This is a genomic window from Clostridium sp. 29_15, from assembly GCF_001916075.1.
GTDB lineage: Bacteria > Bacillota > Clostridia > Clostridiales > Clostridiaceae > Clostridium > Clostridium lentum.
In genome coordinates this window covers 26370-49388 of record NZ_MNRT01000041.1, presented here as the reverse complement: position 1 = coordinate 49388, position 23019 = coordinate 26370, and the positions used below count along the sequence as shown (strand labels likewise).

General features: G+C 28.7%; 18 protein-coding genes and 1 other RNA gene. 16 read left to right on the top strand and 3 right to left on the bottom strand.

Annotated features, from left to right (window positions below):
- Positions 1 to 94 precede the first annotated feature (94 nt).
- From dnaG to BHW04_RS10315, 8 genes are all read left to right on the top strand, one after another.
- Positions 95 to 1876 carry a DNA primase gene (gene dnaG, locus BHW04_RS10350; protein ID WP_302699563.1) on the top strand — a complete coding sequence of 594 codons (1782 nt, stop codon included), beginning with the start codon at positions 95 to 97 and terminating at the stop codon, positions 1874 to 1876.
- Positions 1877 to 1902: 26 nt separating this feature from the next.
- Positions 1903 to 3018 (top strand): RNA polymerase sigma factor RpoD, encoded by a 1116-nt coding sequence (gene rpoD, locus BHW04_RS10345; protein ID WP_022212556.1) that lies wholly within the window; start codon positions 1903 to 1905, stop codon positions 3016 to 3018.
- Between the two features lie 149 nt (positions 3019 to 3167).
- Entirely contained in the window at positions 3168 to 3863 is a 696-nt protein-coding gene (locus BHW04_RS10340; RefSeq protein WP_186834854.1) for a tRNA (adenine(22)-N(1))-methyltransferase, read from the top strand.
- Between the two features lie 20 nt (positions 3864 to 3883).
- Positions 3884 to 4666, top strand: coding sequence for a Nif3-like dinuclear metal center hexameric protein (locus BHW04_RS10335; protein ID WP_302699610.1), 783 nt, complete (start codon positions 3884 to 3886; stop codon positions 4664 to 4666).
- 78 nt (positions 4667 to 4744) lie between these two features.
- On the top strand, positions 4745 to 4960 hold the full coding sequence (locus tag BHW04_RS10330) for a hypothetical protein (RefSeq protein ID WP_302699560.1): 216 nt from the start codon (positions 4745 to 4747) through the stop codon (positions 4958 to 4960).
- Between the two features lie 44 nt (positions 4961 to 5004).
- Positions 5005 to 5372: RNase P RNA component class A (gene rnpB / locus BHW04_RS10325), an RNA gene on the top strand.
- A 229-nt stretch (positions 5373 to 5601) separates the two neighbouring features.
- Positions 5602 to 6240, top strand: a complete 639-nt coding sequence (locus BHW04_RS10320; protein ID WP_302631859.1) for a hypothetical protein — start codon at positions 5602 to 5604, stop codon at positions 6238 to 6240.
- A 124-nt stretch (positions 6241 to 6364) separates the two neighbouring features.
- Entirely contained in the window at positions 6365 to 7009 is a 645-nt protein-coding gene (locus BHW04_RS10315; RefSeq protein WP_302699558.1) for a pentapeptide repeat-containing protein, read from the top strand.
- A gap of 60 nt (positions 7010 to 7069) precedes the next feature.
- Here BHW04_RS10315 and BHW04_RS10310 read toward each other — a convergent pair whose 3' ends face one another.
- Positions 7070 to 8641 (bottom strand): ClC family H(+)/Cl(-) exchange transporter, encoded by a 1572-nt coding sequence (locus BHW04_RS10310; RefSeq protein WP_302631792.1) that lies wholly within the window; start codon positions 8639 to 8641, stop codon positions 7070 to 7072.
- A gap of 390 nt (positions 8642 to 9031) precedes the next feature.
- On the opposite strand from BHW04_RS10310, the gene BHW04_RS10305 reads away from it, so the two are divergent.
- The 5 genes from BHW04_RS10305 (at position 9032) to BHW04_RS10285 (ending at position 18289) form a co-directional block, all read left to right on the top strand.
- Positions 9032 to 11110, top strand: a complete 2079-nt coding sequence (locus BHW04_RS10305) for an efflux RND transporter permease subunit (RefSeq protein ID WP_302699556.1) — start codon at positions 9032 to 9034, stop codon at positions 11108 to 11110.
- Positions 11111 to 13612: a hypothetical protein gene (locus tag BHW04_RS10300; protein WP_302699554.1), complete on the top strand. Its 2502-nt coding sequence runs from the start codon at positions 11111 to 11113 to the stop codon at positions 13610 to 13612.
- Positions 13613 to 13814: 202 nt separating this feature from the next.
- A complete protein-coding gene (locus tag BHW04_RS10295) occupies positions 13815 to 14780 on the top strand; it encodes an Ig-like domain-containing protein (protein ID WP_302699552.1) in 966 nt (321 codons plus the stop codon).
- A 159-nt stretch (positions 14781 to 14939) separates the two neighbouring features.
- Positions 14940 to 16961 (top strand): tetratricopeptide repeat protein, encoded by a 2022-nt coding sequence (locus BHW04_RS10290; RefSeq protein ID WP_302699550.1) that lies wholly within the window; start codon positions 14940 to 14942, stop codon positions 16959 to 16961.
- A gap of 134 nt (positions 16962 to 17095) precedes the next feature.
- The gene (locus BHW04_RS10285; RefSeq protein ID WP_302699548.1) at positions 17096 to 18289 is read left to right on the top strand and encodes an acetate/propionate family kinase; all 1194 of its coding nucleotides are present in this window, start codon (positions 17096 to 17098) and stop codon (positions 18287 to 18289) included.
- A 129-nt stretch (positions 18290 to 18418) separates the two neighbouring features.
- Here the strand turns inward: BHW04_RS10285 and BHW04_RS10280 are convergent, their stop codons facing one another.
- Positions 18419 to 19591, bottom strand: a complete 1173-nt coding sequence (locus BHW04_RS10280; protein ID WP_302699546.1) for an AI-2E family transporter — start codon at positions 19589 to 19591, stop codon at positions 18419 to 18421.
- Positions 19592 to 19820: 229 nt separating this feature from the next.
- Here BHW04_RS10280 and BHW04_RS10275 point away from each other — a divergent pair, with 229 nt between their 5' ends.
- Genes BHW04_RS10275 through BHW04_RS10265 form a run of 3 tightly spaced genes read left to right on the top strand, consistent with a single transcriptional unit; the run spans position 19821 to position 22002 of the window.
- Positions 19821 to 20909 carry a ribose-phosphate pyrophosphokinase gene (locus BHW04_RS10275; protein ID WP_022212543.1) on the top strand — a complete coding sequence of 363 codons (1089 nt, stop codon included), beginning with the start codon at positions 19821 to 19823 and terminating at the stop codon, positions 20907 to 20909.
- 30 nt (positions 20910 to 20939) lie between these two features.
- Complete coding sequence (locus tag BHW04_RS10270; RefSeq protein ID WP_022212542.1) at positions 20940 to 21131, top strand: hypothetical protein; 192 nt, start codon at positions 20940 to 20942, stop codon at positions 21129 to 21131.
- A 16-nt stretch (positions 21132 to 21147) separates the two neighbouring features.
- A complete protein-coding gene (locus BHW04_RS10265; protein WP_302699543.1) occupies positions 21148 to 22002 on the top strand; it encodes a DUF6734 family protein in 855 nt (284 codons plus the stop codon).
- 51 nt (positions 22003 to 22053) lie between these two features.
- Here BHW04_RS10265 and BHW04_RS10260 read toward each other — a convergent pair whose 3' ends face one another.
- Complete coding sequence (locus BHW04_RS10260; RefSeq protein ID WP_302631237.1) at positions 22054 to 22734, bottom strand: DUF624 domain-containing protein; 681 nt, start codon at positions 22732 to 22734, stop codon at positions 22054 to 22056.
- Positions 22735 to 23019 lie beyond the last annotated feature (285 nt).

Sequence of the window (23019 nt, the reverse complement as noted above, 5' to 3'; positions counted from 1 at the left end):
ATAAATTTTAAATAAATTGAGAAGGAATTTATTAAAATATGTCGAATTATATAATGTGCATTAATTTAAATATAAAGTAGGGAGGGGAATCTCCTTGCAGATTTCAGAAGAAATTATTCAAAAAATTAAAGAACAAAATGATATAGTAGATATTATTTCAGAAACTGTTAAGTTAAAAAAGACAGGAAGAAGCTTTAGTGGATTATGCCCATTTCATAATGAAAAAAGCCCATCCTTTTCTGTATCACAGGAAAAACAGATTTATAAATGTTTTGGATGTGGTGAAGCAGGTAATGTAATTTCATTTGTCATGAAGACAAAAAATATGCAATTTTTAGAAGCTGTAAGATATCTTGCAGATAGGGCAAATATACATTTAGATTTTGGTAATAAAGAAAATAATAAGACTGCACAAAAAAAAGATTTGTTATATAAGATAAATGTAGAGGCAGCAAGATTTTTCTTTTCAAATTTAATGAATAATCAAAAATCTAAAGAATATTTCTTAAATAGAGGAGTAAAGATTGAAACTATAAAGAGGTTCGGTTTAGGCTATTCAAATGATAGTTGGAACAGTCTTATTTATCACTTAAGAAAAAGAGGTTTTTCTGAAGAACTTATGACTGAAGCAGGATTAATATCTATTAACGCGGAAAAAGGTAGAAAATATGATAGGTTCAGAAATCGTGTAATGTTTCCTGTGTTTGATTATCGAGGAAAGGTTATAGGGTTTGGAGGAAGAGTTTTAGATGACTCAAAGCCTAAATACTTGAATTCACCAGAAACTTTAGTTTTTCAAAAAGGAACTAATTTATATGGTTTGAATTTTGCTTTAAAAAGCAATATGCAAGAAAGATATTTTATTATAGTTGAAGGCTATATGGATTTAATTGCTTTATATCAAAGTGGAATAACTAATGTAGTAGCCTCTTTAGGAACAGCACTAACCATCAATCAGGCTAGGTTATTAAAGAGATATGCCGATAAGGTAGTAATATCATATGATGCTGATATGGCAGGACAAATGGCAACTATGAGAGGACTTGAAATACTTAGGAATGCAGGCTTTGATGTACGAGTTTTATCGATACCAAAAGGTAAAGATCCAGATGAATTCATAAAAAGTAATGGTAAGGAAGCATTTTTAAAATTAGTAAATTCAGCAGAGCCCTTGATAGATTACAGGCTTAGAAAAGCTGAAGAAGGTATTAATTTTAGAAATACTGAAGCAATAATTAAATATTCACAAAATGTTATGGAAATTATTGCAGATCTAAATCCTTTAGAAAAAGATGTATACATAAAAAAGGCATCTGAAAATACAGGAATTAAAGAGCAAGCTTTATATGATATTTTAGGTAAAAAGCTAAATGGTGCTATGGAAAATAGCAAAAACAGATTTAGTAGAGAAAGTGAAAAAAAAATACATGCTGAAGCAGCATATATAAAGGCAGAAAGATCATTACTTAAGTTTATGATTATAGAAGCAGAGTATTTATTCTATATAATGGAAAGAATATCTGAAAAAGACTTTATTTTGGAAGAACATAAACAAATTTTCACTGTTATTATTGAGGGTAGAGGGGAAAATATTAATAATATTATATCTTACTTAGAGTCCAAATTAGATTCTGCAGAAACAATTGCAGAACTAGTAAAAATTAAAGAATGCAAAATATTCTTAGATGGTGATGTTAATAAGCAAATTGATGATTTTATTAATGAAATAAAAACTCAAAATTTAAAAATTGAAATTGAAAACTTAAAAAGACAACAAAAGGTATTAGAAGGTAAAGGCGAGGTAGAAGAGTCCATTAAATTAGCTATTAAATTATCACAATTAATGCAACGGTTAAATAATGGAAAAAGAGGGTAAGTGGTCATGAAGGAGGTAATTGATTAGTGGAAGGAAAAACAAAAGCAAACGTAGCTAAGGTAAAAGAAAATAAAGATAGAACTAATAAAATGGTTATTGTTAAGAGTTTAATTGAAAAAGGTAAAAAGAGTGGTATACTAACATATAAGGAAATAATGGATGAAATAGACCATATAGATTTAGAACCTGAACAAATTGAAAAGATTTATGAAGTTCTTGAATCAATGGGAATTGAAGTTCAAGGAGATATGAACGAAGTTAGTGGTGTTGAAGAAGAAGAATTAGAATTAGATTTATCAATACCAGAAGGTGTTGCAATTGATGATCCTGTAAGAATGTATCTTAAGGAAATTGGTAAAGTGCCACTACTTTCTTCAGAAGAAGAAATAGAATTAGCTAAGAAAATAGAAGAAGGAAGCCAATATGCAAAGAAAAAACTTGCAGAAGCTAACCTTAGACTTGTTGTTAGTATTGCGAAAAGATATGTTGGTAGAGGAATGTTATTTTTAGATTTAATTCAAGAAGGAAATTTAGGTTTAATTAAAGCTGTAGAGAAGTTTGATTATAGAAAAGGATATAAATTCTCTACTTATGCTACATGGTGGATTAGACAGGCGATAACAAGAGCTATAGCTGACCAAGCTAGAACTATTAGAATACCTGTACACATGGTAGAAACTATAAATAAGCTTATAAGAGTACAAAGACAATTACTTCAAGAATTAGGAAGAGATCCATTCCCTGAAGAAATATCAAAAGTTATGGATTTACCTGTAGAAAAGGTAAGAGAAATTCAAAAGATAGCTCAAGAGCCTGTTTCATTAGAAACACCTATAGGTGAGGAAGAAGATTCACACTTAGGAGACTTTATACCTGATGATGATGCACCAGCACCAGCTGAAGCTGCAGCTTTTACAATGTTAAAGGAACAATTAATCAATGTTTTAGATACATTAACACCTAGAGAAGAAAAAGTACTTAGATTAAGATTCGGATTAGATGATGGAAGAGCAAGAACATTAGAAGAGGTAGGAAAAGAATTTAATGTAACTAGAGAAAGAATTAGACAAATTGAAGCAAAGGCTTTAAGAAAATTAAGACACCCATCTAGAAGTAAGAAATTAAAAGATTATTTAGATTAAGAATTAGCACCTTGTGGTGCTAATTTTTATATTTTGTGATTCATGGAAAATAATGAGAAAATAAAAATATTAAAATGTACATTAATAAATTAAATTGTTTATTTTGTAGATAAATATTTTTAAAATACGAAGAAAAAGAGGTACGAAAAATGGATGTAAGTAAAAGAATAGAATTTATAGTAGATAGCTTAGATAAAGTTGGATGTTTAGCAGATATAGGAACTGATCATGGATATGTTCCCCTTTTAGCTTTAGAAAGAGAAAAGGCTGATAAGGTAATTGCATGTGATATAAATAAGGATCCTTTAGATAAGGCTAAATTAAATGCTATTCTTGAAGGTATAGTTGGAGATGAAATAGATTTTAGATTAGGTTCTGGACTAAAACCATTAGAAATTAAAGAAGCTAATTCAGTTGTTATTGCTGGAATGGGTGGAAATTTAATAAGAGATATTCTTGAAGCTGATATAGAAAAGGTAAATTCATTAGAAGAATTAATATTAGTTCCAGCACAAAATCCAGAAGTTTTAAGAGAATACTTATATGAAAATAATTATGAAATAATAAAAGAAGATTTATGTTTTGATGAAGGTGTTTATTATGAATTATTTAAGGTTAAAAGAGCAGAAGATCATGCAACTGAACTAGACAGTATCTATTATGAAGTAAGTCCAATGTTATTAAAACAAAAACATCCTTTAATGAAAGAATATCTAGAAAGTAAAATAGAAAATTATTCTAAAATATTAGGATTCATATCTGAAGATAGCGAAAGTGCTATTTTGAGAAAGAAAGAAGTAGAAGAAAAAATTAGTATAATAAATTCCATGATGAATTATTTATAAAATAAGGTGATATAGTTATGATGTTATTAAGTGATATTATAAAATTAATTGAAGATTTTGCTCCTAAATATATCAAGGAAGATTTTGATAATGTAGGATTAATGGTAGGTGATAAGAAGAGAGGTATTTCTAAAATATTACTTGCTCTTGATTGCACAAATGAGGTTATTGAAGAGGCTAAAATAAATGGCGTAGATTTAATTATTACTCATCATCCATTGATTTTTAGAAAGCCAAGTAGTATAACAACTGATACTTTACAGGGAAGTAAGATTATGGAGCTTATAAAGCACGATATAGCCTTATACTCTGCTCACACTAACTTGGATAGTGCTAAAAATGGTATGAATGAAACTATAGCAAAAATATTAGGATTAAAAGAAAGTAAGCTTATAGAAGTAAATTTTAAAGATAATAAAGCTGGAATAGGAAGAATAGGTTTGTTAGAAGAGGAAGTTTCCATAGAAGATTATGCTAAAAAAGTAATGGCAGCATTAGGAATTAACCATGGAAGATTGGTAAAAGGTAATGAAAGTGCTAAGAAGATTGCAATAATCAATGGTAGCGGACAGGATTTTATAGGTAAAGCAGTAGCAATGGGAGCAGATACTGTGGTAACAGGTGATACTACATATCATTTTACTTCAGATTATAAAGAAATGGGAATAAACATTATAGATATAGGGCATTTTGGATCAGAGTGGACTATATTCTTAAAGGTTATGGAAGGTTTATATAAAGATTTTAAGGATGTAGAAGTTATAGAAAGTAAAAAATGTAAAGATCCATATACATTTATATAAATACTTATTTAAATAGAGCGATTTACGCTCTATTTTTGCATATAAATAATTATAAGCAAGATTTTTATGGAGGAACATATGTCTAAAAAAACAGATTGGGGCAAAGTGGTTAGAGATACTGTTAATGATGTAATTTGTGCTATTAAAAATAGTCATAAGTTACCAAGTACTCCAAATCCAAGAGCACGCATTTGTGTATTGGTTTTAATGATATTGACCCTTTTATTATCTGGCATAAGTTTTTACAGTTGGTTAATAATAATAATGCTTTTTATAATTTTACAATTTATCTAAAAAACATTTGTTTTATTATAGAATTTATGATAATATAAATCTTGCGAGTGATACGTGCAATCGCTGCTAGCTTTAAGCTAGGAGAGGAAAGTCGGAGCTCCAAAGGGCAGGGTGCTGGCTAACGGCCAGTCAAGGCGACTTGAAGGATAGTGCAACAGAGATATACCGCCAGAAAATCTTAGGATTTGAGTTTGCTTAAAGCAATTGGTAAGGGTGGAAAGGTGATGGTAAGAGCTCACCAGCGGTATGGAGACATATCGGCTATGTAAACCCCACCTGGAGCAAGACCGAGTAATGGCTTTATGGGGCGGCCCGTCCCGCCATGTGGTGTGTCGCTTGAGCTTGCTGGCAACAGTAAGCCTAGATAGATGATTGCTTAATACAGAACTCCGCTTATGGATTATCTCGCAACATGAAAAGCATTAGGAAATACCTAATGCTTTTCTTTTTTAATTATAAAAATAGAATTACAAAAATGTAATAAAACTGTAATATATTTAGATATAAGAAGGTGTAAAATAAAGTTATAATATAAATATAGATCAAATATATTAGGAAAAAATATGTTTTTTTGATAACATAATTAAGAAAACTTAATATAAGGCGATAATAAAGTAAGAAATTTCTAAGGAGAAATAAATATGGACAAGATAACTAGTTATATAGAATCTAATGATTTTGGAGAACTTGAAGCATCAGTTAAGCATTTTAAAGGTAAACCTAGGATTACTTTCAATTATATTTTAAAAAGTAATAGCAAAAGACAAAGAAAGCTTAAGGTGCTGACTATTGAAAAAGAAGATAAGTGGTTTAAATTAAATAGCATATTAAAGATATCTAAAAAAAGGTATCAAAAAGTTATTGAAATACATGAAGATGAGTTTGAGGCAGTTATTGCTAATATTCAATATACCATAAAAATGTTTTTTGAAATAAAAAGATGGTTTGCTTCAATTGTAGAGTTTCATTATATAAAGTTTCCAGATAATATTAAAGTTTTTAATGATTTAGACTTTATTTATGGTAATGAAGACATTAGTTATAGGTTTTCGTTAAATCCTGGAGGGCTTTTAGTTAGAGTGAAATTATTAAATTATTCTAAAGGTGCAGTAGAATTGTTACAGTATATATCAGAAAGTTGTAATATGTACGGAGGAACATGTGTTATTGAAAATACTAATGAGAATAAGACAGATATATTTACAAGGGTAGAAGGATATATGGAGCCCAAGAAAAAAAGAATAGAACTTAGTGATGAAGAAATTAAAATCACAACTTAGAAGAGATTTTTAATAGGACTTTTTAGATTATTTCGTTGACTTTTACCAAAACTACATATACTATACATAAGAAGGATTGATATTTAAATAGTACCAATAAAAAGTTATATGTATGGAGGTAATAATGGCAATAAATAGAAGTACACCGGAAAACTTTATTTATGACAATACAAGTAAAATTAATAAAAATTTTGTATATAAAAATTTAAAAAGAAGTAAATGTTATAATTGTGATTTCTCAGGATCAAATTTTGATTTTACCAGCTTAAGAGGAGCGCATTTTAAGAAATGTAATTTTTATAGATGTAGCTTTAAAGAAGCGGAATTTATAGGATCAAACTTAAAGGGGTGTAAATTTAGAGAAGCTAAGTTCGAAGATGCAATTTTTGAAGGTGCAAGTCTTGCAAATGTAGATTTTAGAGACGCTAAATTTATCAATACAATTTTTGTAGGTTGTGATTTAAGTACAGCAAAGAATTTTGATATAAACAGTCCTAAGATTAGAGTATATGATGAAATGCCACATTTAGATATTAATAATGAATTAGAAATGGCAATTCTTTCTGCAATGGAAAATGAATATATTAAGAAATCTAGAGTATTAGATACAAAAGACGGTTCAATAAACGGATTATCAATAATGATTTTAAAGGAAAGATTTTCAGAGGAAACCTTAATTAAAGGGATGAAATATATAAAAGAAAACATTGATAGAGATTTTCATACTTTAAGCTATATTTCAAGAATTATTAAAAGTATGGATAAATAGAGGATAATAAAAGCTATCTTAAGTTAAATGTTAAGATAGCTTTTTTATTTTTTTAAAGTATTACTCCATTGGGTCTGTATATTCTTTTTCTGTTAATTCATCCATAAATTTTCTAACCTTCCATTCATCTTTAAGATTTGTCATGGTAATGATTTCATCACCAGCCTTAATTATTGTATTACCATTTGGTGTGATAGATATTTCACCACGATTTATAGATACAATTAATGTATTTTCTGGAAGATTAATATCTTTAACAGACATTTTTTCTATTAATGAGCCATAGTGAACCATATTTGTTATTAGAGTTTTTTTTTTGCTATGTTTATGATATTCATTAATATTATTTTTAAGCAGTAAATTTTCCATTAATGAATCATAAATAGGGGCACTGTTCAATAAGTCTGCAATAATGTAAGCGATAATTGATACTATTGATAATGGAAGCAAATGATTGAAGGAACCTGTCATTTCAGTAATTAAAATTATACCTGTTATAGGAGCTTTGACAATGGCAGTAAAGTAACCTGCCATAGATAATATAATAAAACTTGTAAAGTAGGTTTCATTAATGCAAAAGTAATTTATGCATATATATCCAAATATTGAACCAATTGATCCACCAATAATAAGTAAAGGAAAGAATATTCCACCAGGAGCTCCTGAACCAAAACTAATTATAGAAAATAATAATTTACCAATAAAAACTAAAGATAAAAGCAATAATGTATTACTTAGAGAAAATTCTTCAAGAGCTGCATGTCCACCACATAGTAATACTGGAAATGTGAGTCCTAAAATACCAGCTAAAGCAAAAGGAATTAATAATTTCATAGAAGTAGATAACTTAATTTTGTTGTATAACTTTTGAGTAAGTAATGTTGCCCAATTATAAAAGGAACCAAGAGCTCCTAGCATTATGCCAAGAAAAAGTAAAATCCAATAATTTTTAAGTGGTAATGCACTAGTTGAAGTAAAGTTGAATACTGGATTTAAGCCAAAAAAGTGTTTTGAAATAAAATCTGCGGATACAGCAGCTACTGTTGTAGATAATAAAACAACAGGAGAAAAATATTTATATATTTCTTCTAAGCAAAAAAGTACTCCTGATAATGGTGCATTAAAAGCAGCTGATAATCCGGCACTGGCACCACTACTTATTAAAAGGCGCCTTTGTAGCCTTGAACTTTTAAAAAACTTGCTTATGAGATCGCCTGTACAAGCACCGAGTTGTACAGAAGGACCTTCACGACCTAAAGAAAGTCCTCCTAGAATTGAAAGAGTTCCACCGATAAATTTATTTATTATGGTACTGACAGGTCTATTTTTTATATATCCACCCATTATAGCTTTTATTTGAGGAATACCACTGCCACTGATATAAGGCTCTTTATCCATTAATTTACCAACTATGTATGCAATGGAAAATAATATTAAAAACCATAGAGGAATAGCCCATTTATTTTTAGAAATATATTCATAAATATTAAAGGCTATTTTTTCTGCATATGATAATGCAAATCGGTATAATATAACAACTAATGATGTAATAATACCAACTATCAATGATTTTAGCACTAAGGCTATTTTTTCATGTCCAGAATCAGTAATGATATCTAAATTGTTATTCATAATAAAATCACCTCTAAAGATAGTATACATTAAAATATATTTAATATCATAATTTATAGAATAGTCTGAAACATTTATTTTTAGTTAAAAAATATTTCTTAATTAAAAATAACTTTTACAAATTTGTAAATATAATAAAAAAATAAATTTTATAAGAAATAGGCTCTTTTTAGCTTGATACAGAAAAAATTAAAATTAATTAATAAAAAGTTAATAAAAATTAGTACTACTAATTAAAAACAAAGATATAAGCTGTTTAATAAAGAATTACAGTGATAATCAAGCAAAATAAAAGTTGGATAGATTAAATGTAAAAAAATACCATAAAATTCCTTTTGCTTAAACTAACTAGTCAGTTTAAAATGTATCACAACGAGAGGGGGAATAGAGATGAATAAAGTATCAAAGGCCATAGCCCAAAGTAGGATGCTTATATTAGTAATAGCATTTCTTTTATTAATACCATCAGTATTGGGATATTTAAAGACAGATGTTAATTATGATATTTTAGGATATTTACCAGATGAATTAGATACGAGGATTGCACAATCTATTTTAAAAGATGATTTTGATTGTGGATCATTAGGAATGCTTATAGTAGAAAATATGGAAAACAAAGATGTAAGCAAATTAAAAGAAGAAGTTAAGAAGGTAGAAGGGGTTAATGATGTTATCTGGATTGATGATGCAATAGATTTATCTGTACCAAAAGAAATTTTACCAGAAGATATCAGAGATATTTTCTATTCAGAAAAATCCACATTAATGATAATTAAATTTGCTGGCACAGATGCCAGTACTGAAACAGAAAAGGCTTTAAGTGATGTCCGTAAGATTGCTGGGAAACAAGCTTTTCTTAGTGGCGTAGCAGGGGTGATAAAGGATACAAAAGATCTGGCTAATAAAGAAACTCCTATTTATGTACTGATAGCAGTAATATTATCAATTATAATCCTATCAATTACCATGGAATCATATGTAATACCAATTGTTTTTTTATCAAGTATAGGAATAGCAATTATTTATAATATGGGATCAAATGTGATCTTTGAAAATATATCTTATGTAACTAAAGCTTTATCAGCAGTACTTCAGCTTGGAGTTACCATGGATTATTCAATATTCTTGCTTCATAGGTATGATGAGGAGAGGGAAAGTAGAGAGAATAAGGTTGAAGCCATGGCTAATGCTATTGAAGCTACCATAGAATCTGTTGTGGGGAGTGCTTTGACAACAGTAGCAGGTTTTTTAGCACTATGTGTTATGGATTTAGCTTTAGGAAAAGATATAGGATTAGTAATGGCAAAAGGAGTTGTTATAGGAGTTATTTGTACAATTACCATATTGCCAGCTTTAGTTTTAACTTTCGATAAAGTAATTCATAAGTACAAACATAAAAATATATTACCTACTTTTCAAAAAAGCAGTAGTTTTATTATTAAACATCATAAAGTAATAGTTTTAATTTCTCTATTGATATTAATTCCAGCAGCTATAGGTAAGGAAAAGGCTAGTGTTTATTATAATCTTGATGAGTCACTGCCAGATAATTTACCTTCAATAGTTGCTAATGATAAGTTGAAGAATGAGTTTAATATGGTATCAACCAACATTATCTTGGTGAGAGATGATTTAGATAGATATAAGGTTAAAGAAATGGTTAAAGAATTAAATAATGTAGATGGTGTTACCATGGCGGCAGCATTAGAATCTGTATTAGGATCTAGAATACCAGAAAACTTTTTGCCTAATGAGTTATTAGAACAGGTAAAGAAAGGTGGCTATGAAGGAATTATTGTCAATTCAAAATATAAATCAGCTACCAATGAAGTGGCAGTGCAGTTAGATGAAATTAATGAGATTGTGAAGAAATATGATCCAGAAGGATTAGTTGGAGGGGAAGCACCACTTACCAATGACCTTGTAACAATAGCCGATAGTGATTTTAAAAAGGTGAGTATATTTTCAATAGTAGCAATATTTTTAATAATTATGGTCATATTTAAATCTATATCAGTACCAGTTCTATTAGTGCTAGCCATAGAACTAGCTATTTTTATAAATCTTGGAATACCGTATTACACAGGTACCACAATTCCATTTATTTCATCAATCGTAATAGGAACAATACAATTAGGAGCCACAGTAGATTATGCAATACTTCTTACTTCAAGATTTAAAGAAGAGTTATCAAACACTAATGATAAGAAGGAAGCAATGATAAAAGCATTACAAAGTTCATCAAGATCAATAATAACTAGTGCATTGACATTCTTTGGAGCTACAGCAGGAGTAGGGATTATTTCAGAATTGGAAATGATAAGTTCACTATGTGTGTTGATGGCCAGAGGAGCAATAATAAGTATGCTAGTTATACTATTTGTATTACCAGGGGTTTTATTAATGTTTGAAGGTATAATTGTAAAAACAAGTAAATCTTTTATAATATGTAAGAAGGAGGAAAAGTAAATGAAAAGAAAGTCATTATCTAAAAAATTAGTATTTTTAGTTGTTATGGCAACAACAATGAGTAATTTTACTGCTTATGCAGGGGAAATGCATAAGGATGAAACTGTATATGTAATTTTAGATGAAAATGGAAAACCAACAAGTAATATTGTATCAGATAAAATAAGTAGTGATGAGGTATTAGGTGAATTTGAAGATAAATCATCTTTGAGTAATATAAAAAATGTTAAAAGTGATGAGAAAGCGAAGATAAATGGTGAGACTTTAAAATGGAATGTTAATTCTAATGAATTATATTATGAAGGCAATAGTGAAAAAGAGCTTCCTTTAAGTATAGAAATAAAATATGAATTTAATAATAAAGAAGTGGATCCTAAAGATGTTTTAGGCAAAGAAGGATCATTTAAGATAAGTATTAATGTAAAGAATAATAAATATGAAACAAAGAGGATTAAAGGAGAAGATAGAAAGATATATCTTCCAATATTGACAGCCACAGAATGTATATTGCCTAATGATGTTTTCTCTAATATTAAGGTAAGTGCAGGGAAGATTATAGATGATGGAAGCAATTCAATGATAACTTTAATTTCCATACCAGGATTAGAGGAGTCTTTGAATTTAAATGAATTAACCAAGGGTATTAAGAAAAAGGAAAATATTTTTGATATTCAGTTAAAGGATAGTATAGAGATAGAAGGAAATACTACAGATTTTCAAGTACCTTATATAGCATTAGTGGGTACAGTTATTAATGAAGAACTTGATGGATTAGATGAAGTAGAATCTTTTTCAGATATAAAAGATAAATTAAATCAATTAGAAGAAGGTGGAGAGGAACTACTAAATGGACAAAAAGAGTTACAAGAAAATTACATTTTATTCGATGAAGGGGTAGACAAGGCTGCTTCAGGCAGTGAAGATTTAAATAGTGGATTATCACAGCTAAATGATAAGATTCCTACAATAAAAGCTGGAATGATAGAATTAAGGGATGGAATAAATCAATTGTATGGAAAGTCTCCTGAATTAGTTCAGGGTATTAAGGATATGAGTGATGGAGCAAGAGAATTAAATGATGGTATTAGTCAAATAAATAATAAAGCACCGGAATTATATAATGGAACAACAGAACTAAATAGTGGATTAAATGAATTGCAAAGTAAGATTCCAGGACTTGAAGGAGGAATAACTGCAGTAGATAATGGAATAAATACTGTCAATGATAATATGCAAACATTAGCTGCTGGCGCTACTTCATTAAATGAAGGGTTAGCAAGTTTAAATGATTCAGAAAGTATATTTACAGAAGGGGTAAATGGATTTACATCTAGTATAAAGAGTTTAAGAGATGGATATAATCAAATAGATTTTGGTATTAAGGCAGCAAAAGATGGCAGTTCCCAACTTAAGATTGGACTAAGTGAAGGAATAAATGATATAGGACGTCTAAGAGATTCTACTGATATTATAGATGGTTTAAATCTTCAAATAAATCAGGTATATGAAGCTATAAAAGAATCAAATCCAGAGGCAGCAGAACAATTACTTAATATAAGTAATTCTTTAAGTTATGTATCAACAGCACAAAGAGAAGGAATAGATGAAGTTATAAGTAAATCTAATGAAGCATTATTAGCAGCAGGTCAGCTTGAGGGAGGGCTAAGTGAAGTGTCAGAGGGCTCCAACTCTTTTATGGAAAATTTTGATGCTCTTGTTAATGGAGCAGATAATATAAATACAAGTGCTTTGCAAATTAAAGAAGGAGTTACTAATTTATATGCTGGAAGTAATGATTTGGTAAATGGAGCTAATGAATTATATGTAGGAACAAGTAATTTAGCAGAAGGAAGCTCAAGTTTAAAAAGTGCTTCTGGTGAATTGGAATCAGGAGTAAATAGGTTAGCGGAAGGAAGTAGTAAGTTAGTTGAAGGAACTAGTACTTTGAAAGATGGAGTAAGTAGGCTGGCAGAAGGAAGCAATAGCTTGTCAGAAGGAGGAAAGACATTAGAGTCTGCTTCAAGCGAATTAAGTACAGGCGTTGAAGCCTTGGCAAAAGGAGGAAATGAACTTGCTGATGGAGGATCAGTGTTAAGTGATGCAGTAGGAAAGCTTGCTGAAGGTAGTAGTGAATTAGCAGGTGGTACTAGCACATTGAGAGATAAATCAAAACAGGTGTTAGAAGCCACAGGTAAGCTTGTGGATGGAACAAAGCAGATAAAAGAAGAGGGGCTAGATCAAATTTGTAATTTGGGAAATGAGGCAGTAGATTCTATAGAGGAATTGAAAGATGTAAAAAATGAGTTAGTGAAAATGGCAGATGACTATGGATTATACTCAGGAATAAATGAAAATATGACTGGCAATATTAAATTTATTATGAGGACAGAAGCCATAAAAGCAGAAAATAAAAAGAGTAGTAAAGTAGAGAATAAAAAAACAGTTAAAACAGATGATGAAGGATTTTTTAGTAAATTATTAGCTAAATTTAAAAATCTATAGATAATTTAAAGGAGCTGAGCACTAATTATTTAGTGCTACAGTTCTTTTTTCTAAAAAGGAATAAAAAAAATAATTGGAAAATAATATAAAATATGGTAATATAAACTATAGAAAGTGAATCTATATTAAAAAATAAAAGTTGGTTTAAAGGGGATGAAGGTATTTAAAGCAGGCTTAATTTTAATTTGTGGGAGGAATAAGAATGAAAAGAAAATTAATTTTAATGGCAATAATTGCTTTTAGCGGATTTTCAATAGAAGCCAATGCAGCAGTAAATGATGAAGCCTTATCTAATGTGCAAAATAAGATGATAGAGTATATTAATAATTACTCATTTACTAATAATGCCGATGAAAGTGCAACAGAAGGTACAACTAATAATACAGTTGATTTTAATTGGAGCGATTATGTAAATAATGCAGGTAATGTTTATAAAGATGCAGTAGAGCAAATTGTAAGTGAACTTCCTGAAATAACTGTTCCTGAAACATCAGTACAGTCCCCAGAAACTTCAGAAGCACCAGATATTTCTGTTACACCAGACATTACAGAAGATTCAGTTAGTATAAATGAAGATGTATTAATACAACCTTTTGTAATTGATAATATATTAAGGATTGTTCATGTAGGAGAAAGCTATACAATCAATGTATTACATTCACCTGGTGAAGTAGTATTTACCAGTAGTAATCCAGAAGTAGCTACAGTTGATGGAAATGGAAATGTAGTTGCTATAGCACCTGGTAAAGCATATATTACAGTTTCTACAGCTGATAGTTGTAGAACTAGAAAAGCAGTTGTAAGGGTTTTAGGAGAAAATGAACTTCCAGATGTTGATTTACCAGATACTGGTAACGATATTAATATTGATACTGACATTAATATTGGTAATGATAATAACATTAATATAGATATAAGTATAAATAAACCATCAGGTAATTGGCCATCAATTAATTGGCCAACAGGCGGAACAATAGGCGGAACAACAGGTGGAACAATTGGAAGCTTAGGAAGTGCTAATAAGATATCAACTACACCTACAACATTAAGTAGTACTAAGGGAACATCAACTTCAACATTGCCTAATACTGGTGCACCAATACCAGTGGAAGCAATTGGGGTACTATCATTATTAGGTGGTTTAGGAATTTATAAGAAGAGAAAATAATATTTAAAAGAAGGATCTAGTTTAGGTCCTTTTTTTACGTAAAAAAACTTTAACTTTAATGTTTTTATAGTAATAAATAAAAATTAATTAATAAAAGAAAAAGTTGTAATATTATGGTACAATAAATGTGTATAATATAAAATTTAGTGAGGTATTTAGATGAGTTTATTTAATAAAATATTAGGGAAAAAAGAACAGGGTACAAAAACTAATGAAGAAATTAAAAAAAAAGATGTAAATGATTTAAATGTGAAGAAGATTAATAGCTCCACTGATAGTGGAGAAAGTAAGATAACAAATATTTCAATAGATAAATCTTCTAAAGAAAATGTAAAGATGATGAATATTATTGACCAAAATGGAAAAAGAATACAGATTACTATGGATGAGTGGAGAGAAAAAGTTCTACCAATTGCTTTAAAAAATCATTGGGATAATGCTAATTTGTTATATAACGATGTACTAAAGGCAATTCAAAACAATTTTATAAGTGATGTGGAAGATGCAGCAATGCATTTGAAAGAAATAGATACAATAAAGGAAAGAGGTTATAATACATTAGCAATAATTTATTTAAAAAATAAAGAGTTTAATAAAGCTAATGAATTATTATTAGAATATCTAGAAAGTAATCCAAAGACAGGAACAATACTTACTAATTTAGCTAAGAGTTATTATGGAAAAGATGAAAAAGAAAAGGCAATGGAAGTTTTATGGGAAGGACTTACTATTAATCCAAATCAAAACAACGGTCTTCCATGGTATGCATCTATATGTAAAGATAAAGATGGAATGGAAGGATATATTGATGCGTTAAGAAGAGCAAGTGAAATAAATGGAAGCTGGCTTCCGCAATTGCTTTTAGCAAGACAACAGTTAAATGAAAAAAATATTGAAGGTGCCAAAGAACTTCTGAAAATTGCTTTAAGTGAGGGGCATTTAACACAGGAAGCATTACTTGTAATTTCAGGTGAATTAGGTGCTAAAGGTTATAGCAAAGAATTAATAGAGTTAATTGAACCAGTATATGATTTTAATAAAAATGATATTAGAGTAGGTTTAAATTTATTACAAGCGTATCTTCAAAATAAGGAAATACAAAAAGGTGAAAGTTTATTAAATAAATTGATGATGTTAGAAAGAGCAGATTTAAAAAATGTATTACTTAAAATATCTAATAAGTTCGATAAGCTTAAAGTGGAAGAAAAAGTATCTACAGCAAAGAAAGACGTACAAATAAATATGATGGTACTAGATAATCCCGTTTGGCAGTATGGTCTTAAAACAAGTAAATGGTTTATAAATAATAAAGAAGTAAAAGGAAATATAGCAGTTCTTCCTTATGCAGATGAAACTGTAAGAGAAAAAGAGATAAGAGGCTATCAAAAAGATAATGAGACAAGTATGTTATCAAGAGGAATTCCTCTATATGTAAGTGAAATGATAAATTATTATACAGATTATAATAATAAAGTGGTAATGCCATTTGTTAAAGATTTCGGTCCAGTTATAACCAATAAACAATATAATGAGGCAGCTCTAGAGGATATAGGTAAGAAAATAAATGCTGATATAGTAATTACAGGAAGTGTAATAAATGCAGAAATAGGATACTTAATAAAAAATATTGTTTATAATATGAGTGATAAGTCATCAAAGAAAATAGAGATGTTCATTCAAAAAGATAATTTTGGTAATAGATTTAACGCAATGATAAAAGAACTAAGAAGTGAACTAGCTGGAGCAGAGAAAAGTAATATTGAGTTTTATAGTCTTCCAGAAGATAAGGAAGTACTACATTATTTAGCGACATTAGGGCATTCGTTAACTCAAACTTTAATTCAAGGAAAGTTTTTAGATAAAGAGTTACTTTTAGGTGAAAGAAATTTACTTAATTGGTATTTAAATATGGTTATGGCTTATCCAGAAAATCAAGCTGTTAAAATGATGCTTGTTTCAGGAATTGAAAAAAGTAAAGAATACGGATCAAATGTATATCTAGAGTTTAAAAAGCAAACTTTAGCAGTGATGATGAAGAGTAAGAATGAAGAAATTAAGAAGAGATTAATACCAGAAATCTATAAGATATATGGTATGGAAAACGAACTTAAAGCATTAAAAGAAAAGTTAACTAATGAAAGTAGTGATAAAGAATATATAGAATGGCTAAATAATATTTAATACTGCATATAATAGTAAAATTGATTGACAATTCTGAAAGATTAGAATAATGAATTATTTTTAATTTCCTGAAATTTATAGTACAATAATAGTTAGGTACAATATAATCATGAAATAAAAAAGGAGTAAGAGAGTTGAAGACATTAGTTATTAATTGTGGAAGCTCTTCATTAAAATATCAATTAATAGATATGAGTAATGAAGAATCGATGGTTCAAGGTTTAGTAGAAAGAATAGGGATTGAAGGCTCTGCTTTAACACAAAAGACACCAGGAAAAGGTAAGCATGTTATTAATACAGAAATAAAAGATCATAAAGATGCAATAAAATTAGTATTAGAAGCATTAGTAAATGAAGAATATGGTGTTATTAAATCAATGGATCAAATTTCAGCAGTTGGACACAGAGTAGTACATGGTGGTGAAAAATATTCAGAGTCAGTATTAATTACTGATGAAGTTTTAAATTCAATAAGAGGCTGTATTGCTTTAGCACCTTTACACAATCCACCAAATATAATCGGAATTGAATCTTGTAGAGAATTAATGCCAAATATTCCAATGGTAGCAGTGTTTGATACAGCATTCCATCAAACAATGCCAAAGAATGCTTATATTTGTCCATTACCATATGAGTTATATGAAAAATATGGTGTAAGAAAATATGGATTCCATGGAACATCACATAAATATGTTTCAAATAAAGTTGCTGAAGTCATGGGAAAAGATATTAAAGATTTAAAGATAGTTACATGTCATTTAGGAAATGGTTGTTCTTTAGCAGCAGTTAAAGGTGGAAAATCAATAGATACTTCTATGGGATTCACACCATTAGCAGGAATAATGATGGGAACAAGAGCAGGAAGTATAGATCCATCTGTTATATCTTTCTTAATTGAAGAAAAAGGATATACAATAGAACAAGTTGATGAAATGTTAAATAAGAAATCAGGAGTTTTAGGGGTTTCAGGAGTTTCATCAGATTTTAGAGATGTAAGAGCAGCAGCACAAGAAGGAAATGAAAGAGCACAACTTGCTTTAGATATATTCCATTATAAGATTAAAACTCAAATTGCAGCATATGCAGGTGCAATGGGAGGGATTGATGTTATAGTGTTTACAGCAGGAATTGGTGAAAATGCAGCTTTAGTTAGAAGTGAAAGCTTAAAAGGATTAGAGTTCTTAGGATTCAATTTAGATGCTAAGAAAAATGAAATAGCAGGAGAAATTGGTGAAATATCAACTGATGATTCAAGAGTTAAGGTATATGTTATACCAACTAATGAAGAGTTAATGATAGCGAGAGATACTGCAAGATTAGCACAATAATTTAAAGCATCAAGATAATTTAGTTTATCTTGATGCTTTTTAACATTTAGGATAGCAATGGAAGGAACATATTATAAATTCAGGTTAAAAAATGAGCATCTGTATAAAAATATAACAGATGCTCATTTTTTAAATCTGATTAACCTTTTTTTCATACCAGATGTTAAATAAAACTCTAAAAGAAGCAGCTAAAGGAACAGCTATAAGCATTCCTATAAGACCAAAAGCATTTCCACCAATTATTATGGCAAGCATCGTAAATACTGCATGTAAACCTACGCTTTCACCAACAATCTTAGGAGCTAGCAGATTATTATCAATTTGCTGTACTATAAGCATGGCTATAATAGCATATATTATCTTAATAGGATTACCACTAAGAAGTCCCATAATAGCTGCTAGAATTGTACCAACAATAGGACCCACATATGGAATCATATTACATATTCCAGCGATTATACCAATTACAACAGCATAGTCAATACCTACAATAATAAGAGCAATAGATGATAATACACCTACAAATACTGCTTCTAATAATTGTCCACGGATAAATTTTGAAAATACATCATGAATTATTAAGAATATTTTCTTGGTGTATATGCCAGCTTTAGTTTTCCTGAACACTAAATAATAAAGTTTATTCCATAGTCCGATGAAGTATTCAGAATCTTTAAGAAGGTATATACTTAGAACAATAGCAATTAAAAAGGAAGCAATACTACTACCAATAGACATGATACTAGCAGTCATATTTCCTATATTAGTAATTAAGTAATTTTGGATAGAAGTTATTATATCAACTATGTAAGGCTCTAAAGTATTTAATAAAGGTATATTAAGTGATTTAATAGCTTGAGGAAGAGTGTTGCTAGAAAATGAAGCACTGTTAATATAACTATTAATATCTGAGAGTATATTAGCAATAGTTGTATTTTTAGATAATTGTCCTCCTATCATAAAATATATTCCGCATATTAATGCAAAAATTAGTCCAATTAGTAATACATAGGATAAAACTATAGAAAGTATTCTTCTATTTGATTCTTTCTTTATTTTATATAATTTGTTATCTTTAAATACTTTTTCTAAATACTTAGTTATTGGGTATAACAAATAAGAAATAACTAAGGCAATTAATAATGGTTTAATTAGTGAGAAAAAACTTGTTAATAATGAGAGTGATGTTTTAAATATTAAACCTATATTAGACACTAAACTAATAGCAATAAATATGGATATAACAGTAAATATGACATAAATAGAATATGTGAGTAATTTCTTATCGTAATTTATTTTCATTTTAGCCTCCTAATTATAATAAATATATACATAACTTTAACATAATTAATAAGAATATTAAAAGAGTAAATGATAAATTAATAGAAATTTAATGAGTAATACAATAGAATACTATTTAATAAAAGTTAAAAAAGCATAAAATGCTTAGTATAAAATATGTTTTAAAATATATAAAAATAGTATATAATTACTAAAGGTCAATAAAGTGGTAGAAGAAGGGGTGTAAAAAATGAGCGAAATAAATCATGAACTAGGAATAATTGCTTTAGAAAGTTGTAGAGAACTAGGTGAGCAAGTAAATAAAATTATACAGCAAAAGAGAAATACTGAAGAATCTTTATTAATACCAACAAATGAAATACGTTTTTCAAATGGTGAAGGTAAGGTTAAACTTCCAGAAACAGTTAGAGGAAAAGATATATATATATTATGCGATGTAGGAAACTATAGCTGTACATATAAGATGTTTGGATTTACTAATCATAAAGGTCCAGATGAACATTTTCAAGATATTAAGAGAACAGTATCAGCAATAAGAGGAAAGGCTGCAAGAATTACTGTTATAATGCCTCTTTTATATCAATCAAGGCAACATAGAAGAAAAGGAAGAGAATCTTTAGATTGTGCTTTAGCATTACAAGAGTTAGAAAGATTAGGTGTAGATGAAATATTAACATTTGATGTTCATGATCCTAATGTGCAAAATGCAATTCCTCTATTATCATTTGAAAATTTATATCCAACTTACGATATAGTAAAATCATTAATATCTAATGAAGATACTTTATCTTTAGATAAGGAAAAACTATTAGTTATAAGTCCTGATACAGGGGCTATGGATAGAGCTATATATTATTCTAGCGTATTAGGAGTAGATGTAGGATTATTTTATAAGAGAAGAGATCACTCAACAGTTGTTAATGGAAAGAACCCAATTGTAGAACATGAATATATGGGAAGAGAAGTTGAAGGGAAAGATGTTTTAATTGTTGATGATATGATAGCTTCTGGTGAATCAGTGCTTGATATAGCATTAGAATTAAAGAAGAGGAATGCAAAAAATGTCTATGTTGCAACAACATTTGCTTTCTTTACGGAAGGACTTGAAAAGTTTAATGAATATTATAGTGATGGAATAATTGCTAAAGTATATTCAACTAATTTAACATATATTTCACCAGAGCTTAGAGAAGCAAAATGGTTTAATGCTGTTGATATGTCTGAATTTTTATCAAGAATAATAAACAGGTTAAATTATGGTAAGTCAATAGCAAAATATATGGATGCCACAAGAATAATTAGAAGTTTATTAAAATAGCATTAACATATTTATAGGAGAATATAATTTATGAATAGTAAGTTAAGGTATCCAATAAGATTAGACGATGGTAAGATGATATACACAATAAAAGATGAAAAAGAGTTATTTATAATGAGAGAAGAAAACATAAGAAAGAAACTCTATTCAACAAGTGCAGTAAAAAAAGAGGGTTCAAAAGTAGGGTCTTCTTACTGTTGCTATGGGGTAGAGCTGATATGAGGGGTTAATTTAATTAATGAAGGCATTTCATTCAAACTGGACAGCACCATATTTAATAAATAGTAGCACTTATGAAATGAAGGATTATGAAATATTGATGACCATATTATCTGCATTAAAATGGCGAGAAAAAAATGGCAGTATAAAGATGGTTACTGATAAGACTGGAAAAGAGTATTATAAAAAAATCGGTATAGAAGCTATATGGGATTTAGGTATAGAATGTAAATTAGATGGTATATATGATTTAGTAAACAAGGAGATATTTTGGGCAGCAGGGAAAGTTTATGCTTTATCCATGGAAGATGGGCCTATAGCAATGATAGATACAGACTTTATCGTATGGAAGCCACTAGAGAAATTAATAAAAGAAAGTAGTTTAGCTGTTATTCATAGAGAAGGAATAGATCCTTTAGTATACCCAGAGAAGGAATATTTTAATCTTAAGGAAGGGTATAGTTTTGATGATGCATGGAACTGGAAAGTAGAGCCTTGTAATACAGCTTTTGCTTATTTTAATGATAAAAAATTTATCAAGGAATATACAAAGGCAGCCATAGTATTTATGGAGAATGCAAAGGTTGATGACAATAGGATAACTAATATGGTTTTTGCTGAGCAGAGGATAATATCTATGGTTGCAGAAAAGATGAATTTGAAGATTTATGAAATGGAAACAATAGAGAGATTATTAAGCGGAAAGCAAAAAAGATATACTCATTTATGGGGATATAAAAGTACTTTAAATACTAATGAAATTTTAAGAAGGCAATTTTGCCAAAAGCTTATAGCAAGAATTATTAAAGAGTTTCCTGAATATAAAAGTATGTTAATGAAAATTGAGCCAATAAGTACAAAATATAATATTTAGTAAAATTAAGAAAGCAAATGAGCGTTGTTAGTCTCATTTGCTTTCTTAATTTTAGTTTTTTATTACATACTGCTGTATCCCAGGCCAACTAAAGAATGCATTGGCAAAGGCAATCAAGCTAAAGCTTAAAGTGAAAATTATAAAAATTGTAAATGGCAATAAAAATATGCTTATTGAAAAGATTATAATAGCTAGGGCAATAGCAATTAAAGTGTTTTTTAATGAAATTATACTTAAAAGGAATGAATTTTTAAAAATATCTTTTAAGGATAATTTTACAGTTGTTAATAAAGGGAAACTGTATATAAATGAAAAGGCCAATAGCAAATTAATAAAAATACAAATAAATAAAGGTACGTATAAAAGATTATTATTAGATGATGCATTAGAATAAAAAATTAAGGAAATAGTTATTAATGAAAATAATAATAGAAAAATTATACCTAAAAGTGAAGATTGCTTCCAATTCTTTTTAAATGATTCCTTAAAATCATAAAATACAAATATATGTTGTTGGCGAGCAATTTTCATAGAAACATTAGTTAAAGCAGCAAAAGAAGCTGGAATGGTGATTATTGGAATAGAAAATAGTAGAAATAAGAAATTAAGTTTTATTAAATTCCAAAATTCCCTAATCAATGTATCTACAAATAAAGCGAAACCAGTCTTTTCAGGTGTATCTTTAGAAACACCTTTACCTTCCTTTTCAAAATTAGGTTTTAAAAATCCCATATAATATACCTCCTAGAAAAAAATGTATATAAATAAGTCTAACATTAATAAAAAATGTATTCAATATTTCCAATATTACCAAAAATAAGAATTAATATAAATAAATTTATAGAAGAAATAAATAAAGTTCCTACTCAAATAATAGATAGTCTTAAGGCTGAAGTGTAAAGCTTATCACAAAATATATATTTAGAAGTAGAATTTATTTGATAACGATTACTTATGGTGATATTTTATATTTTTAGGAGGCTTTAATTAAAATTTAAAAAATAGTTTAAAATTTTA

Excerpts from the sequence above, each read along its gene's own strand:
- BHW04_RS10340 (WP_186834854.1), top strand. The coding sequence starts at position 3,168 with ATGGATGTAAGTAAAAGAATAGAATTTATAGTAGATAGCTTAGATAAA.
- BHW04_RS10335 (WP_302699610.1), top strand. The coding sequence starts at position 3,884 with ATGTTATTAAGTGATATTATAAAATTAATTGAAGATTTTGCTCCTAAA.
- BHW04_RS10330 (WP_302699560.1), top strand. The coding sequence starts at position 4,745 with ATGTCTAAAAAAACAGATTGGGGCAAAGTGGTTAGAGATACTGTTAAT.
- BHW04_RS10320 (WP_302631859.1), top strand. The coding sequence starts at position 5,602 with ATGGACAAGATAACTAGTTATATAGAATCTAATGATTTTGGAGAACTT.
- BHW04_RS10315 (WP_302699558.1), top strand. The coding sequence starts at position 6,365 with ATGGCAATAAATAGAAGTACACCGGAAAACTTTATTTATGACAATACA.
- BHW04_RS10310 (WP_302631792.1), bottom strand. The coding sequence starts at position 8,641 with ATGAATAACAATTTAGATATCATTACTGATTCTGGACATGAAAAAATA.
- BHW04_RS10305 (WP_302699556.1), top strand. The coding sequence starts at position 9,032 with ATGAATAAAGTATCAAAGGCCATAGCCCAAAGTAGGATGCTTATATTA.
- BHW04_RS10300 (WP_302699554.1), top strand. The coding sequence starts at position 11,111 with ATGAAAAGAAAGTCATTATCTAAAAAATTAGTATTTTTAGTTGTTATG.
- BHW04_RS10295 (WP_302699552.1), top strand. The coding sequence starts at position 13,815 with ATGAAAAGAAAATTAATTTTAATGGCAATAATTGCTTTTAGCGGATTT.
- BHW04_RS10290 (WP_302699550.1), top strand. The coding sequence starts at position 14,940 with ATGAGTTTATTTAATAAAATATTAGGGAAAAAAGAACAGGGTACAAAA.
- BHW04_RS10280 (WP_302699546.1), bottom strand. The coding sequence starts at position 19,591 with ATGAAAATAAATTACGATAAGAAATTACTCACATATTCTATTTATGTC.
- BHW04_RS10275 (WP_022212543.1), top strand. The coding sequence starts at position 19,821 with ATGAGCGAAATAAATCATGAACTAGGAATAATTGCTTTAGAAAGTTGT.
- BHW04_RS10270 (WP_022212542.1), top strand. The coding sequence starts at position 20,940 with ATGAATAGTAAGTTAAGGTATCCAATAAGATTAGACGATGGTAAGATG.
- BHW04_RS10265 (WP_302699543.1), top strand. The coding sequence starts at position 21,148 with ATGAAGGCATTTCATTCAAACTGGACAGCACCATATTTAATAAATAGT.
- BHW04_RS10260 (WP_302631237.1), bottom strand. The coding sequence starts at position 22,734 with ATGGGATTTTTAAAACCTAATTTTGAAAAGGAAGGTAAAGGTGTTTCT.